This is a genomic window from Citrobacter sp. KH_055_1, from assembly GCF_057838705.1.
This window is the reverse complement of record NZ_CM174473.1, coordinates 1,317,874-1,334,533: the sequence shown is the minus strand read 5'-3', so window position 1 is coordinate 1,334,533 and position 16,660 is coordinate 1,317,874. Positions and strand designations below refer to the sequence as shown.

The 16,660-nt window shown below is 55.3% G+C and carries 10 protein-coding genes; all 10 read right to left on the bottom strand.

The window, feature by feature from the left end:
* Nucleotides 1–17: 17 nt before the first annotated feature.
* The 10 genes from der to AC3ITF_RS06170 all read right to left on the bottom strand — a co-directional run bounded on the left by der (nt 18) and on the right by AC3ITF_RS06170 (nt 16,511).
* Nucleotides 18–1,490 (bottom strand): ribosome biogenesis GTPase Der, encoded by a 1,473-nt coding sequence (gene der, locus AC3ITF_RS06215; protein ID WP_115257787.1) that lies wholly within the window; start codon nt 1,488–1,490, stop codon nt 18–20.
* Nucleotides 1,491–1,606: 116 nt separating this feature from the next.
* Nucleotides 1,607–2,785: an outer membrane protein assembly factor BamB gene (gene bamB, locus AC3ITF_RS06210; RefSeq protein WP_096756176.1), complete on the bottom strand. Its 1,179-nt coding sequence runs from the start codon at nt 2,783–2,785 to the stop codon at nt 1,607–1,609.
* Between the two features lie 10 nt (nt 2,786–2,795).
* Nucleotides 2,796–3,416, bottom strand: a complete 621-nt coding sequence (locus tag AC3ITF_RS06205) for a YfgM family protein (protein ID WP_096756175.1) — start codon at nt 3,414–3,416, stop codon at nt 2,796–2,798.
* 13 nt (nt 3,417–3,429) lie between these two features.
* Nucleotides 3,430–4,704 carry a histidine--tRNA ligase gene (gene hisS / locus AC3ITF_RS06200; RefSeq protein ID WP_096756174.1) on the bottom strand — a complete coding sequence of 425 codons (1,275 nt, stop codon included), beginning with the start codon at nt 4,702–4,704 and terminating at the stop codon, nt 3,430–3,432.
* A 110-nt stretch (nt 4,705–4,814) separates the two neighbouring features.
* A complete protein-coding gene (ispG, locus tag AC3ITF_RS06195) occupies nt 4,815–5,933 on the bottom strand; it encodes a flavodoxin-dependent (E)-4-hydroxy-3-methylbut-2-enyl-diphosphate synthase (protein ID WP_096756173.1) in 1,119 nt (372 codons plus the stop codon).
* Between the two features lie 26 nt (nt 5,934–5,959).
* Nucleotides 5,960–6,961 (bottom strand): cytoskeleton protein RodZ, encoded by a 1,002-nt coding sequence (gene rodZ, locus AC3ITF_RS06190; protein ID WP_489176231.1) that lies wholly within the window; start codon nt 6,959–6,961, stop codon nt 5,960–5,962.
* A gap of 283 nt (nt 6,962–7,244) precedes the next feature.
* Nucleotides 7,245–8,411: a dual-specificity RNA methyltransferase RlmN gene (gene rlmN / locus AC3ITF_RS06185; protein WP_115257784.1), complete on the bottom strand. Its 1,167-nt coding sequence runs from the start codon at nt 8,409–8,411 to the stop codon at nt 7,245–7,247.
* 292 nt (nt 8,412–8,703) lie between these two features.
* On the bottom strand, nt 8,704–9,135 hold the full coding sequence (gene ndk, locus AC3ITF_RS06180; protein ID WP_044714626.1) for a nucleoside-diphosphate kinase: 432 nt from the start codon (nt 9,133–9,135) through the stop codon (nt 8,704–8,706).
* A 137-nt stretch (nt 9,136–9,272) separates the two neighbouring features.
* The gene (pbpC, locus tag AC3ITF_RS06175; RefSeq protein ID WP_430748957.1) at nt 9,273–11,579 is read right to left on the bottom strand and encodes a peptidoglycan glycosyltransferase PbpC; all 2,307 of its coding nucleotides are present in this window, start codon (nt 11,577–11,579) and stop codon (nt 9,273–9,275) included.
* Entirely contained in the window at nt 11,580–16,511 is a 4,932-nt protein-coding gene (locus AC3ITF_RS06170) for an alpha-2-macroglobulin family protein (RefSeq protein WP_411509687.1), read from the bottom strand.
* Between the last annotated feature and the right edge of the window lie 149 nt (nt 16,512–16,660).

Here is a 16,660-nt window from a genome sequence, read left to right as displayed (position 1 = left end):
TTCATAATCAGCAAGGGTTACTTACTTTTTTTAATATGTTGAATCAAACGCTTACGCTTGCGCATTTGTGTTGGCGTCAACGTATTACGCTTATTCGCATACGGGTTTTCCCCTTCTTTGAACTGAATACGGATCGGCGTACCCATCACTTCCAGCGACTTACGGAAGTAGTTCATAAGATAACGTTTGTAGGAATCAGGCAGGTCTTTAACCTGGTTGCCGTGAATCACCACAATTGGTGGGTTATAGCCACCAGCATGCGCATATTTCAACTTCACACGACGACCGCGCACCAGCGGCGGCTGGTGATCTTCTGTCGCCATGGTCATGATGCGGGTCAGCATCGCGGTACTGACGCGGCGGGTTGAGCTGTCATACGCTTCACGCACTGACTCAAACAGATTACCCACACCACTGCCGTGCAGCGCAGAGATAAAGTGCACGCGGGCAAAATCGATAAAGCCCAGACGGAAGTCCAGCGTCTCTTTAACCTGCTCTTTCACTTCCTGGGTCAGGCCGTCCCACTTGTTGACGACGATGACAAGTGAGCGCCCACTATTGAGAATAAAGCCCAGTAGCGACAGATCCTGATCGGAAATACCCTCGCGGGCATCAATCACCAGCATCACCACGTTGGCGTCTTCAATCGCCTGCAGCGTCTTGATAACGGAGAATTTTTCTACCGCTTCGGTAATTTTTCCGCGCTTACGCACGCCTGCAGTGTCGATCAGCACATATTCGCGACCGTCACGTTCCATCGGGATATAAATACTGTCACGCGTGGTTCCCGGCATATCGTAAACCACCACGCGGTCTTCGCCGAGAATACGGTTAGTGAGTGTGGACTTACCGACGTTCGGACGCCCGACAATCGCCAGTTTGATTGGCAGATCCTGCGGATTGAAGTCGTCTTCAGGCTCTTCTTCACCGTTTTCTTCGGCTTCCAGCTTCGCCCAGTATTCCGCGTCTTCATCCACTTCTTCCTGCGGCGCTACGTCATCCATCCACGGCAGCAGAACGTGCTCCAGCAGGCTGAGAACACCACGACCGTGAGAAGCTGCGATCGGGTGAATTTCACCTAACCCCAGCGAATAAAAATCAACCACCGCCTGATCCGGATCGAGTCCGTCAGTTTTGTTGGCGACCAGGAAAGTCGGTTTTTGGCGCGAACGCAGATGTTTGGCGATGGCTTCATCTGCCGGCATCAGGCCAGCACGCGCATCAACCATGAACAGCACAACATCCGCTTCTTCGATGGCTAGCAGCGACTGTGCAGCCATGCGGGTTTCGACCCCGTCTTCGGTGCCATCAATACCGCCGGTATCAACACAGATAAACTCGCGTCCTTCAATCTCAGCACGACCGTACTTACGGTCACGAGTCAGACCCGGGAAATCCGCAACCAGCGCATCTCGGGTGCGAGTTAGACGGTTAAATAACGTGGATTTGCCAACGTTAGGGCGCCCGACAAGCGCGACCACAGGTACCATGTTTAAAGCCTCATTTAAAAAATCATCAGACAACGGACGTATTTTTACGCCATTGTTAAAAACAGGAAAACGGCCCCTGCACCAGGAGCCGTTTTTCAAAGCGAGCGGCAGGACGATTAACGCGTAATGGAATACAGCGTACCGTCTTTCGCCTGGATCAGCAGTTTACCATCAGCCGATACTGGCTCGGTCAGGAAACCGGAGCTGTCGACTTTCTGCTGGGCCACAAAGCGGCCATCATCAATGTTAATCCAGTGCAGATAGCCTTCGCTATCGCCAACAACCAGATTGCCATTATACAGCGCCGGAGACGTCAGCAGACGGTGAAGCAGATCGCTCTGCGTCCACAGCGTTACGCCGCCGTCAGTGGTTAACGCCAGCACGCGGTCATTCTGATCTACCAGATAGATACGGTTGCCATCGACGATGAAATCATTCACCGAGCCGAGTTCACGTTTCCACATAACCTGGCCGCTGCGCAGATCCAGCGCCGTCAGGTTACCATTATAAGCCAGGGCGTACACAACGCCATTAACGATAACCGGCGTGGTGTCAACATCACTCAGACGATCGATTTCTGTTGGACCGGTCGCCTGAGAAATACGTTGCTGCCAAATCATCTGGCCCTGTTGCATCAGCACGGCGCTCACGCGACCGTTATCACCGCCGACAATCGCCGCACCAAAAGCGCTAGCCGGGGCTGATTCGCCGCGTAACGAAAGCGATGGCATATCCAGGTTGACGGTCCATTTGACGGCACCGTCAGCTTCGTTTAACGCCTGCAGTTGACCGTTGCTGGTGTGAATCAATACCACACCATCACTCACCACCGGGCGAGACAGCGCTTCACCGGCAACACGAGTCTGCCAGGCAATAGTACCGTCGCTGGTATTAAGCGCATAAACCTGGGCTTTTTCGCTGCCGATATAGACGTGACCACCGGAAACCGTCACACCACCAGAAAGCTGTGCAGAGACTCTAGAGAACCAGCCGTCTTTTTCCGCCAGATTGACGGACCAGACTTCTTTGCCATCATCCGCGTTCAGAGCTTTAACGACGCCTGTACGATCCGCCGCATAGACAACGTTATCTGCCAGCGCAGGATGAAGATTGGAATAGAAATCACCAATACCGTTACCTACAGACGTGCTCCAGGCTGTAGACGGAGTAAACTGGTTTTCAACCACCGGTAATGGGGACATCTTAACGACATCTTCTTCGCCACCAAACAGTGAACAGCCGCTTAATAGGGTAACGGAAAGCAGCCCTGGCAGAAGTAATTTACGCAATTGCATCGGGTCCCTCTCAGATGGACAAATTATTGATTTTCATCTGCATCATTTCGCTCAGAGCAGGAGAGGCTTCGCTTTTTACACCCGCTTCCCATGCGCTACGCGCGCCTTGTTTATCGCCTTTGCTCAGCAACGCTTCGCCACGCAGATCGGCGACAATGGCCGCCCACCCTTCACCTTTAATGGTATCGAGCGTTTTCAGCGCGGTATCCGCTTGTTTAAGCTGAACTTGCACACGCGCAAGACGCAGATTAATCACCGCTTTGAGATTCTCATCGCTGGTCGCCGCCAGTCCTTGTTGCAACTGGGTAGCGGCTTTCTCAAGTTCGTTTTGATCAACAAACTGCTGCGCCAGTTCCATCGACGCTAACGCGCCGTAGGTATTTTTGTTCTCTGCGGCAAATTTCTCTGCGGCAGGAATGCTGTCCTGCTTACCCGCACTGACCGCAGTCACTGTATTTTGATACGCCAGAGAAGCAGAGCGTGTGGACTCCGTCTGATGGCTGGTCCAGTAACGCCAGCCAACCAGTGCGCCAACCCCTAAAATAACCCCAACCACCAGCGCTTTGCCATTTTCGGCAAAGAAGCGTTTTACCGCATCAACCTGGTCGTTTTCGTTCTCGTAAATTTCCACGCTGTCCTTCTCCTTAGCAAGTCAAAGTGCGCAAATGCGCGGCAACGCTATCCTGCGCTACTGCCGTTTGCTCACCAGTGCGCAAATCCTTCACTACAACAGTACCGTCAGCCACTTCGGACTCACCCAGTACCAGTGCAACGCGAGCGCCCCACTTATCGGCGCGAGCAAACTGTTTCTTAAAGTTGCCGCCACCGTGGTTTGTCATCAGTTTTACGCCCGGAACTTCATCGCGCAGACGTTCAGCCAGCGCCATTGCCGCCGACTGCGTATCTGTGCCTGAAGCGATCAGGTATATATCGACAACAGGAGAAGCAATAAATTCCGGATTAACTGCCTGAACTAACAAAACAAGTCGTTCCAGACCCATCGCGAAGCCAACCGCTGGCGTAGCACGACCGCCAAGTTGCTCGACCAGACCGTCATAACGACCACCCGCACACACGGTACCCTGCGAGCCCAGGCTGCTGGTGACCCACTCAAATACGGTACGGTTGTAGTAGTCGAGACCACGAACCAGTCGTTGGTTAACGGTGTAAGCAATACCTGCTGACTCCAGCAGCGTACACAGACCGGCGAAATGCGCGCGTGAATCCTCATCCAGGTAGTCGCCCAGAGCCGGAGCGTCGTTGAGCAGAGCCTGCACTTCCGGATTTTTGGAATCGAGTACACGCAACGGGTTGGTATACATGCGACGCTTGCAGTCTTCGTCCAGTTTGTCTTTATGCTGTTCCAGGTACGCCACCAATGCATCTCGGTAGTTAGCACGGGCTTCCAGAGAACCGATGGAGTTCAGTTCAAGGCTAACATGCTGAGAAATACCCAGTGCACGCCACCAGCGGGCGGTCAGCATAATCAGCTCAGCATCAATGTCCGGGCCTTGCAGGCCAAACACTTCGACACCCAGCTGATGGAATTGGCGATAGCGACCTTTTTGCGGGCGCTCGTGGCGGAACATCGGTCCGATATACCACAGACGCTGTTCCTGATTGTACAGGAGACCATGTTCGATGCCGGCACGTACGCAGCCAGCCGTTCCTTCAGGACGCAAAGTCAGGCTATCGCCATTACGGTCCTCAAAGGTGTACATCTCTTTTTCAACCACGTCGGTCACTTCACCGATCGCGCGTTTGAATAACGGGGTCTGCTCTACAATCGGCAAGCGGATTTCACTGTAACCGTAGCTGCCGAGCACGTTTTTAAGAGTGCCTTCAATGCGCTGCCAGATGGCGGTTTCGCCAGGCAGATAATCGTTCATGCCGCGAATGGCTTGAATGTTTTTTGCCACGTTTATTCTCTTTATGGATATAAAAATGAACCCTCAGCGCTAACCCGAACAATGCGGGCGCCATGCGGGTTCAATCATACACGGGAAGCACGCCGCTTCCCATCACGTTGTTATTTTTCAACCTGCTGCACGTCAATTCGACGCGCTTCGTCCAGGATGCTGGCTTTGGCACGAATACGGGCTTCTAGCTGGGTAATCATATCGTCGTTATCGATACGATCCTTACGTACACCGTCTTCATACAGGCCGCTTTTCTTGTTGCCACCCGTCACGCCGAGCGTGGAAACCAACGCTTCACCAGGACCGTTTACCACACAGCCGATGATCGAAACGTCCATTGGCGTGATGATGTCTTCCAGACGTTGCTCCAGCGCGTTAACCGTGCCGATGACGTCAAACTCCTGACGAGAACAGGTTGGGCAGGCGATAAAGTTGATCCCGCGCGCGCGAATGCGCAGCGATTTCAGAATATCGAAGCCTACTTTGATCTCTTCTACCGGATCGGCCGCCAGAGAAACGCGCAGCGTATCGCCGATCCCTTCTGACAACAGCAAACCCAAGCCAATCGCGGACTTCACCGATCCGCTGCGTGCGCCACCGGCTTCGGTGATCCCCAGATGCAGCGGCTGATCGATCTGTTTGGCTAACAGACGATAAGATTCAACGGCAAGGAACACATCAGAGGCTTTAACGCTCACTTTGAACTGGTCGAAGTTCAGACGATCGAGATGATCCACATGACGCATAGCTGATTCCAGCAGCGCCTGCGGCGTGGGTTCGCCGTATTTTTCCTGCAGATCTTTTTCCAACGATCCGGCGTTAACGCCGATGCGGATAGGAATGTTGTTATCGCGAGCGCAGTCCACCACCATGCGAATACGCTCTTCATTACCGATATTGCCTGGGTTGATACGCAGACAGTCGACGCCGTATTCCGCTACTTTCAGCGCGATACGGTAGTCAAAGTGAATATCGGCAACCAGCGGGACTGTGACTTGCTGTTTGATAAGCTTGAACGCTTCTGCAGCATCCATTGTCGGTACAGAGACTCGGACAATGTCAGCCCCAACGCGTTCCAGCGCTTTGATTTGATTGACCGTCGCCGCCACATCCGTGGTTCGCGTATTGGTCATAGACTGTACGGCGATGGGCGCACCATCACCAATCGGCACATTCCCAACGTAAATGCGTGTCGATTTTCTACGTTGAATTGGAGCCTGATTATGCATTAAAAAATCTCCCGCATTGCCGTCTGTTACTGAGCCGCTGGTTGTTCGGCATTTACGGTCAGACGCGCAACCTGGTTAGTTCTGATAAAACGACTCAGGTCGACAGGTTTACCCTGGAACTGAATCTGCACTGCTGCCGGTGCACCAATTTTCAGTTTGTACGGTGCCTGGCCGACAAGATTTAACGTGCCATCTTTACGCTGCATACCGCTAAACAGTTTTTTACCGGTCGCATCACTGACTTCCAGCCAGCAGTCGGCGGTAAAATTCATCACCAGCGCGTTAGGATCGGCGGCAGGTGTTGTCACACCCGCTTGATCGGTCGGCAAAGGTGCCGCCGTAGCCGGTGAGGTTGGCGCCGTTGTCGCTGTGTCTACGTTGGCCTGAGACGGTGCCACTACCGCATTCTGTTGCGCATCTGCAGCAGCTGCAGGCACTGTGGCAGCGTCAGGTGCTGACGCTGCGTCTGCCACCGCGCCATCATCCGGCGCGGGGGGAGTCATATCCTGACTTGCCGCAGCGCTGGTATCTAACGGCACGCTCTGGGCACTGTCTTTACCCGCATTTAGCTCAGCGGAGGATTGATCGGCCATCGTGGTGATCTCTTCCTGCTGCGCTTTATGATTCTGCCACCACCAGGCGCCAGTAAGTCCAACCACGACAAACAGTACCAGCCAGGTAAAGGTCATTAACCAGCCATCACGCTTTTTGCGGCGCTTACCGAGCGAGAAACTCTGCATCGGTGCCACTTTGGCTGGGCGAATCGGAGCCTGTTTTTCCAGCCCTGGCAACAGTTCTTCTTCAGGAATATGCACCAAACGCGCATAGGAACGGATATACCCGCGCAGAAACGTTGAAGCGAGATCGGCTGGCGCCTTATCTTCTTCAATATCGCGTACCGTGGAGACCTTCAGGCACAGTCGTTCCGCGACGGCCTGTTGGCTCAATCCGAGTTGTTCACGGGCATTGCGCAGGCGAACGCCGGTGGAGAGTGCTTCATTTTTGTCGTGCGTGGCTTCAGTATTCATTCGCTACAGCTGCGTAAATATGGGCTCTGGCGCCGGTGAGCCACAATGCTCACCCACACCGCGAAACATCTGGTCAGTTAACCTTGGTCAGACAGTATAAAACGGTCAGACTATCAATGACAAAACAGTGTAAACCTGAGGGCTAAACTCTTGTTGGGCCGCTACATACTGCCTTAAAGTCGACGAAAACGCACCGTTAATATTGACCTGACGAGTATAACAAATGACCGTATGTCACTTACATTGCACTACGGTACATTAATTATACCGTAGTGCACCAACATCAAACGGTCTTGATGTCGATAGCATCACCCTGCATGCGCTTGCGCAGAGTACGCTTGGTACGGTCAATGACGTCACCCGCCAGCTGACCGCAGGCTGCATCAATATCGTCGCCGCGTGTTTTACGCACGATGGTCGTGAAACCATAGCCCATCAACACTTTGGAGAAACGATCGATACGGCTGTTAGAACTCCGTCCGTACGGCGCGCCCGGGAACGGGTTCCATGGGATCAGGTTAATCTTACACGGCGTATCTTTCAGCAGCTCCGCCAGCTGATGCGCGTGCTCGGTACCGTCGTTAATGTGATCTAACATCACATATTCGATGGTGACGCGGCCCTGGTTGGCGTTCGACTTCGAAATGTAGCCACGTACCGACTCAAGGAACGTAGCAATATTGTACTTTTTGTTGATCGGCACGATTTCGTCACGGATTTCATCGTTCGGCGCATGCAGGGAAATCGCCAACGCAACGTCAATCATGTCGCCCAGCTTATCCAGTGCAGGGACCACGCCGGAAGTAGACAGCGTAACACGGCGTTTTGACAGCCCAAAACCGAAGTCATCAAGCATGATTTCCATCGCCGGAACCACGTTGGTCAGGTTCAACAACGGTTCGCCCATGCCCATCATGACCACGTTGGTGATAGGACGCACGCCCGTTGCCTTCACCGCACCGACGATTTTCGCCGCGCGCCAGACCTGGCCGATGATTTCCGACACCCGCAGGTTTCGGTTAAAGCCCTGTTGCGCCGTAGAGCAGAATTTACACTCTAATGCACAGCCGACCTGTGAAGACACACACAGGGTGGCGCGATCGTCTTCCGGGATATACACGGTTTCTACGCGCTGATCGCCAACGGCAATGGCCCATTTGATGGTGCCGTCAGACGAACGCTGCTCTTCCACCACTTCCGGGGCGCGAATTTCAGCGACTTCTTTCAGTTTGTTGCGCAGCACTTTGTTGATGTCAGTCATGTCATCAAAGTTGTCGCTGCAATAGTGGTACATCCATTTCATGACCTGATCGGCACGAAACGGCTTTTCGCCCATCTCTTTGAAGAATTCGCGCATCTGCTGACGGTTCAGATCCAGCAGGTTAATTTTTCCATTTTTATTTGGAACCGCAGCAATGACGACTTCAGAGGTGTTAACTAATTCAGACATAATTTTTTCCGGCCTCGTTGTTACACGTTATGGCCCGTGGAGGGTTGATAAAAAGAAACGCCCCGGCAAGCGGTCTGCTCTTCCGGGGCGTTGCATTGTACAAAGTCTGGCGCAGGGATGCCACGTTTGCACGAAGCATTAGCGAAAATAATATGTAAATGCTAATTCATCTCCAAAGGATTTCGCGTCGCAGGAAGACGGCAAGTTCGAGCATCCCCGGGAGCATAGAAAACTATGTGACCGGGGTAAACGAACGCAGCCAACGCATCGGCGACGTGAAAGACGCAGGAGATCAGCGAGTACGCGGGCAAACCTCGCCTTCGCCAAAGAAATAGGCGATTTCACGCGCCGCAGATTCGACGGAGTCGGAACCGTGGGTGCCGTTCTCGGTGAAGCTGTCAGCGTAATCTGCACGCAGCGTACCTGCCAGCGCATTCGCCGGGTTGGTTGCACCCAGCAGATCGCGGTGACGCTGAACGGCGTTTTCGCTTTCCAGAACGGAAACAACAATCGGACCAGAGGTCATGAATTCAACCAGGCCATCAAAGAACGGTTTGCCGTCGTGCTCGGCATAGAAGCCACGCGCCTGTTCAACGGTCAGGTGCAGCATTTTAGTCCCCACAATTTTGAACCCTGCTGATTCAAAGCGTGCGAAGATGCTTCCAATAACGTTTTTTGCCACCGCATTTGGTTTGATGATGGAAAAAGTACGTTCAATAGCCATGATTACCTCTGAAAAAAATGTTTTGTTGTGGTTTACCTGGCGCGGATTATAAAGAGCATCCCGGCAATTGACTATTGATGAAGGTAACATTTCTTTAAAATAAGATGAATTTCAGCAACAAATAACATCAAGCTGGTCTACTGCAAAGCAAATCTCACCGTGGCAACCTGCCCGCCGTCATCCATAACCAACAGCTGGTACTCTCCTGCGACCGTTAACCGCAGGGTCAGACTCCGCCCACGTTCTTCCAGCCGCTCACCGTTAAGAAACCACCAGCGTTCACCTGTCCCACCGCTGGTTTGTAGCGGCACGGAGACCGCTGGTGAACCGGGTAAGCGTTTCACAATCGCGCCATCGCGAACGCCTGTCAACTGCAGCGGTAAAGAAGCGTCCTGCCCCAACGGCGGGCAGGTTGCGGAAACTGGCGGTAGCCGAGCGGCTCGCCGCTCGGATGGCGGCAGCCAGGGCTCCAGCGGCAACGGCCAGACAATTAACGTCTGTTCCCGCGCTTGCGGGCAGTCTGGCGCCACGCGTTTTTCTGACGCATCTAACCAGACGGGAAAACGAATACCGTTAACCCCTTCCTGCTCGGGTAATAACAGCGTAGGCGGCTGGCTACCGTCCAGTAGCCAGGTGGCTAAACGGCGACGACAGTTACCGTCCCCGTTGGGCAAAAATTGCCCACCCGGCCAGCACACCACGCCCCGGCTGACCGACTCTGGTCGCGGGTCTTCAGGCTGGTTTGTTCCACGAGCCAGCAGCAGGTTGTTAACCTGATTCAGCAAAGGCACGGCGCTGGCAAAACCAAATTGCCCCACCACCGGCGTGCCGTCGGGTCTGCCGGTCCAGATGCCAATCACGTAACGTGAGTTAACACCAATCGCCCACGCATCGCGATAGCCGTAGCTGGTGCCCGTTTTCCACGCCAGCGGTACCACACGACTCAGGGCGTTATCCGGCAGGGGCTGCGCGTCGTCCGCCATAATCCGCCGGATAATCCACGCCGCACCAGCGGACATCAGCGGGCGTTCCAGCAGCGGGTCTTCCGGCTGCAGACGGAGCTTTCCTGCTTTTCCCTGACGGGCAAAGGCGCTGTACGCCGCGACCATATCCTCAAGCCTGGCTCCCGCGCCCCCGAGGATCAGTGACAGATTTGGCGCAGCCCCTGCCGGTAAATACAACGGTAACCCCACGTTACGCAGCCTGGCGGCAAAACGTTTCGGGCCGTAGGCTTCCAGTACCTGGACTGCCGGCAGATTCAGCGAGCGCACCAGCGCCTCGCTCATGCTTACCGGGCCATGAAAACCGCTGTCAAAATTCCCCGGACGATAATCCCCGGTACGCCGCGGTACGTCCTGCAATAATGAGGCCGGGTGAACCAGTCCGTCCTCCAACGCGAGTCCATAGACAAAGGGCTTCAGCACCGATCCCGGCGAGCGGATCGCGCTCACCATATCCACATGCCCAAAGCGGGTGTCATCATTCATATCCACCGAGCCCACCCAGCCACGTACGCGCATATCGGTATGGTCGACCACAATCATCGCCAGCGAACTGCGCGCCGGAAGCCGCCCCTTCCAGTTTTGCGCCATCTCCTCCAGTTGACGTTGCAGCCCGGCGTCCAGCGTGGTGACAATTTTGTTGCTGCTGCTTTTGTTCAGCATCATGCGTGAGAATAACGGCGCCAATTGCGGCATCTGCCTCGGTGCCAGCCAGACCGGTTCTTCGCGTGATTCCTGCGCCTGTTTTGCCGACCAGACGCCCTGCGTCGCCATGCGATCGAGCACTTTATTGCGCGCGGCTTGCGCCCGATCCGGCCAACGGTCCGGACGCAGACGGCTCGGCGCCTGCGGCAGTACAGCCAGCAACGCGGCATCGGAGTAGCTGAGTTGTGCCGGTGATTTACCCAGATACGCCCAGCTTGCGGCACCAACGCCTTGCAGCGTCCCACCAAACGGCGCGCGGTTAAGATACAGCGTCAGGATATCGCGTTTGGAGAGATGCCATTCCAATTGGAATGCACGCCAGAGTTGGCGAAACTTCCCGCCAAAAGTGCGCGGATGTGGGTCGAGCAGCCTCGCCACCTGCATGGTGAGCGTACTGCCACCGGAGACCACGCGCCCGGAGGTGAGATCCTGCCAGGCGGCGCGAAGCACAGAAAACGGATTGACGCCGGGATGTTTCCAGAACCAGCGATCTTCGTAGTTAATGAGCGCCTCAAGATAACGGGGCGAGACCTCTTCAAGAGTGACCGGATAACGCCAGATACCGTCCGCGTCGGCAAAGCGCCACAGCGGCGTCCCGTCCTGAGCCACCACCACTCGCGCAGGATTAACCTCATGCAGCGGCAACGGCCAGATTTTATCCGCCGTCCACACCGCTGCCCCTGTCAGCAACGCAGCGGCTACCAGCCAGCCGCTGCGTTTAACCCACCGATGCATCATTTACGGTCTGACAATCAGCGGGCCCTCAGCCGTGCCGGTGGCACGCCACTGCGGAACATACATCGATTCCACCTGGGGTACAGGTACCTGATACGTCCCCGGTGTGACCGCGCGCGCCAGATACACCAGCGTGACCGGTTGCCCTTCGTTGACTGCCACCGCCGCGACAAAGCGATCGTCGCGGAATTCAACGTGCTGGATATCCGCTTGCTGCATTTGATTAAGCAAATTCGCCACTTCGCTGCCGCTATCCTGCAGGCTGGCGCTACCGTTGGCCAGATTCTGGTTTTCCAGTTCCAGACCAGCAGGCAGAAGATCGACCACCAGCGCATCCGGAACATTCTGGCTGGCTCTAACCGTCAACCAGACCAGCACCAGCTCGCCGCTGCGCAGAGACGAGAGCGATTTACTCTGCCCATCGGTGCCCAGCACCTGACGTTCAATGAGCAGTACATTGCTAGCAGGCTGCGGTGAGCTTTGCGGATAGCCGCTGACGTCCAGACGCAGCCACAGCGGCAGATTACCCGTGTTGGTCACCGCCAGCGTCGCTAATTGTTCCGCATCCAGATTTCGGGTTTGCGATTTATCACCCGCCAGCGGTTGTTCAGAGAGAGAGGTCTGCGCCTGCCACGTGCCCGGCAGATCCTGCAGCGTACGGGCAGCAAGGAACAGCGCATTATTCTCCTGCGTGGAGAGCCAGCGCTGACCGAAAGCCTGCTCCGACAGCGTATTCAGCAAAGTATTTTGCACGTCGGGTTTCAGTTTATTCTCTTCCAGCAAGGCCAGCATCAGCGCGTTGTCGCGTAGCTGACTGCCGTAATCCGCCATCCACTGCTGCGTATCTCGGCGCGGCGTATTGAGTGCCAACGTCAGCGCCTGTTCACTGCGATTCGCATCGCCCATGTTTTTCAGCGCAATGCCCAATTGCAGCAGCGGCAGGCCAGAGGCGGCCTGAGCTCGACGTTCCCAGATCTCACGCAATGCGCCCAGCGGCGCTTTCTGCTGACGGGCCAGTACTAGCGCGGCATAGGCCTGTACGGCAAACCGGCTGGCTGCGGTGTCGTCGGTGTAGCGAATCGACATCATGCCCGGATCCTGTAAATAACGCAGCAGACGCGCATTGCCCCGGTTGATCACCTCGCTCGGGACGCTGTAGCCCTGTTCATTTGCCCGGACGAGGAAGTCCATGACATAGGCACTCAGCCAGTACTCTTCCGGCCCGTTCTTATCCCACAGCGCAAATCCCCCATCGTCACGCTGCATTTGCAGTAACCGGGAAATACCTATTTCAACCGCCGTGCGGCGTTTTTCATCGCTATCACCCGCTATACCCAACGCCTTCAACTGTGCGGCGTTGGTATACAACGACGGGAATAATCCGCTGGCAGTCTGCTCCAGGCAGCCGTAAGGATAGGCTTTCAATTCGCGAACATAGCGCGCCAGATTCAGCGGCGGCTTGCCGCTGAACAGCAGTTGCCCCTGCACCGTTGCCGGGGAGAAGTTGGTCAATTCCCCGTCCGGTAACTGCCAGGTTTCACCGGCTTGCAGCGCCACGCCGCTATTGAGAGTTTGCGCCGGGAACGCCGGACGCACGCCAATCTTCCACTGTTTATGTTGAACGGGGAGCGTTTCACCTGGCAGCGTCAAACCACTAATAACGGCCTGAATCTCACCATCGCCGAATCCCTCCAGTGCCCGTACCGGAATAAACAACGTGGTACGCACGCCAGGTGCCAGATCCACCGGGGCAGGGTTTTGGCCCATCAGTGACACTAAGCCGCTGGCGGTAAGCTGAATATTCAGCGTCTGCGGCCTATCTGTCAGATTGGTGACGTCCAGCGTCAGGCGCGAGGTATCACCGCCGGCCATAAAGCGTGGCATATTCAGTTCCGCGATCACCGGTGCAGCGACGATCACTTTACTCTCGCTACTGCCAAAGTCATCTGCGGTCCAGGCCTGCGCCATCACCCGCAGTTCACCGTTAAAATCGCCAATCGGCAACGTTACCGTGCCCTCACCTTTCTCGTTGAGCGTGACCGGCAGCGCCTGTTGCGCCACGATATTGACGTGATTAACCGGCGGTTTGCCGCCGCGTTTTAGCTCATCACCATCGCCACCGAAACGCAGTGCCGCCAAACGCCCTTGCCCTTCGATTACCTGGCCGTAAATATCATAAATATCCGCGCCATAGCGTTTCTGGCCAAAAAATGCCTGCCACGGATCCGGGGTAGCGTAATCGGTGATATTCAACACCCCGCTGTCTACAGCGGAGACCAGGACGTTAACCTGTTTAGGCACGTCACCATTTTTGACACTGGCTTTCACGTTAACGGTCAACGGTTGATTCGGGCGCATTTTAGCCGGATTTTCCAGCGTCAAATCCAGGCGACGATTTTCATCGCCCAGCGGCAAATGCAGTAACCCGACCGCGCGTTTTGGCGTAGCCGAGCGGGATTTGTCGCCAGGGCGGATCACCAACGCGCTAAGATAGAGGTCATGGCGGTTCCAGGTTTTGTCGACCGGAATAGAGAGATCCAGACCATTTGCAGGGACATCGATCTCTTGCCACCACAGCGGGCCTTCGCTGGATTCCACCATTGCATAGCCTTTACCGGCAGCAGGCGCGGCAATGTGCAACTTCATGGTGTCGCCAGGACGATAATTGGGTTTATCCAGCTTCAGAGTGACACGATCCGGGCGCACCGCCCCGCTGCCGTCGCTGTTATCCTGCCAGCTGTATCCGGCCCAGAAGCGCACGCTGCTCACCGTATCGTTGGGTGCTTTCACTTCCAGACGGTAAGCGCCCCACTCCACCGGGAAGCTGATCTTACCGGTTTCATCAGCGGTAAGATCCAGCGTTTGCTCGCCTTCGACCAGATCCTTTTGATCGAACTGCGACTGCCAGCCCTCTCCTTCAGACCAGTTCCAATAGTAATCCCGACGTTCGCGGATCAACCGCACCTGCAAGCCGGAAACCGCTTTTTTCTCGCCTTTTGCATCGGCATAAACAATATCAAACGCGGCGTTGCTGTCTTCATCAACGATCGGCTGATTCACCGTGGTATCGGTGCGGTAATCATAAACGGCTTTGGCTGCGAATTGCGGGCGAATACCCGGCAGGGTATCTGCAGGCCAGATAGCCTGTTCTACCCGACGGGTCACCGGACGGCCACCCGATTCCAGCAGGCTGGCCTGCAAAATGACCTGTAACGGCGAGTGAGCTTCCTGCCACTGACTGCTGGTTGTGACTTCGCCACGACCGTTTTCATCCAGCGTCAGCTGAACTTCATCCAGACTGCGGGAGAGATTCTCTTCAGCAATATTGCCAAACTGGAATCCCGGCAATGCAGACACCGCTTCACGCTGTGGTCGCAGGAATAGCTGACCTTGCAGGGCATTACCATTCGCAGGCGCACCGTACAGGTAGTAACCCACCACCGAAAACTTCACATCGTCAGCCGGTGCAATCGGCATTTTATTGGCGGTGAGGTTGAGCGCCATCCGCTCGGGCATAAAATCTTCGACATGGAAATCCCACATCCGTGAGCGGTTATCGCCGGTGTTGGCGCGAATATGCCACATACCGGTTGGCGCACTGCTGTCCAGCGGCCAGGTCAGACGGTACAGACCGTTTTCGGGCTGGCTGACCACCGTGCGTAATACCTGCCCGTCGGGCTTAACGACTTCCAGCTTCACCGGCTGATCGGGCAACGTTTTGCCATCGCTGTCGCGCAGTAATCCGTTGAGGATCACCGTTTCACCGGGACGATAGAGATCGCGCGGACCGAACATAAAGAACTGTTTGCTGTATCCCGGTGCCCCCGCGATATCAAATTCAGCCAGATCCAGCGCCGGTAATTTCAGGTCCAGCAGCGTGGTTTGCCCGTCTTTACGCGCCAGCAATATGGCGGCGTCTTTATCCGTCTCGAGCTTCACGTGTCCCTGCGCATCGCTGGTCGCCTGCGCCAGCGTCTGCCCTTTCTCATTGAGCAAGGTAACATCTATACCCTGCTGCGCAGCGCCGTTTTCCAGGCTCTGGGTAAAGACATCCAGCTGATTGTGGTAACGGTGTGCGGATACGCCAATATCGCTGAGCGTAAATAGCGTGGCAGCATTGCTGTAATTGTATTGCCCGGCCTGGTTCATCACCGCAACGTACACCCCCGCCTGCTGCAACGGCTTGATTTCGCCCAGCGGCAGCAGCAGTTTCTCACGGGTATTGCGTGCCGGATTAAGGTCAAAGCGCCCGGTATAAACCAGCTCTGCCATTTTCAGCAGGTTGTCGGATTCCCAGTTAGACAATGAGTTGCGGTATTCCCACTGGCTGATAAACGCGCCAAGCGACTCCGGCTTCACGCGAAAGAAGTTCACATCCACGCTGTTGACGTTCAGCGCCATCACCGGCAGGCCTTCGATCACTTTGCCTGGCAACAGCGAGCCACGACTGGCAAATCCGACGCTCGGCTGGACATCGCGAGTGGTGATGTTTTTTTCATATTCAGTGCCAAACGTCGCCTTATTCAGCGCCAGTAAATCGCGCTCAATAGTCACCACCAGTTCGCGGTTGGGCTCCAGATGACGTAAGCGTAGCTCTTTCAGGTTGGGCGCCAATTCCCAGGCCCCGTCCACTTTGCCGCTTTTTTTATCGACAACGTGCAGTACGCGAGAAAAATCTTGCTCAGGATCGAGGGGGATGGAGAACGTCAGCACCAGCGTCGCCGCGCCGTCTAACTGGACTTCGGAGGCGTCCAGTAGCGTCAACGGTTTACCCTGACTTTGCTGTGTCAGCTTGTGTAATTGCGCCGGATCTTTTACCGACGAGGTCTGTGGGGCAGGCGTATCATTTTTCGCGTCCGTCGACGGCTTATCATTATTATCGCACCCCGCCAGCGCAAGCATCAGCATACAGGCCGCTACGCGTAAATGTTTCATTTTTCATCCCTGGCCTGAGCGGCCCGTTAGCTACGTAGAACCCCTATTATGCGTGAGATTTCAGGATGTGGAAGTCTGTAACCAATCAACGTTATCTGAATTTTCGCGAATAATGTCGATCCACCCTGACAAATCAGCCTCTTTTACTT